The sequence below is a fragment of the Pseudomonas sp. 2822-15 genome, from assembly GCF_002742515.1.
GTDB classification, from domain to species: Bacteria; Pseudomonadota; Gammaproteobacteria; order Pseudomonadales; family Pseudomonadaceae; genus Aquipseudomonas; species Aquipseudomonas salomonii.
In genome coordinates this window covers 1-361 of sequence record NZ_LJRY01000080.1, presented here as the reverse complement: position 1 = coordinate 361, position 361 = coordinate 1, and the positions used below count along the sequence as shown (strand labels likewise).

The window sequence follows — 361 nt, the reverse complement described above, 5'->3', positions numbered from 1 at the left end:
TAATTAGTCCTGGTGATAACAAAGTTAAAGTTGCTCTTAAGTTATCAAAGTTATTAGATGTTCATGTTAATAAATCCAAGGAATTGATAGAATCTTCTCCTACTTTAATTAAGTCAGAGGTTGTAAAAGAAGAAGCAGAGGCTATTGCTAATGAACTAATCCAATTAGGTTGTTATGTGAAAATGAAAACGATAATTGAAGACTATAAGATAGTGTATGCTGAAAATGATGGGATTTTCACTTCTCATAAAAAGACATTTGCACAATTTAAGAATAGTATTGATGACGATAATTTTAATAAATCAATTCTAGAAGTTGGTGATAAAGTAACTAATGGAACAGGGACGATGTATCTGGGAAG

Annotated in this window: 1 protein-coding gene; it reads left to right on the top strand. The window is 30.2% G+C overall.

The features are described from left to right. Nucleotides 1-361, top strand: a 361-nt coding sequence (locus AOA59_RS31860) for a ribosomal protein L7/L12 (protein ID WP_178076220.1), incomplete at both ends; no start/stop codon positions are given.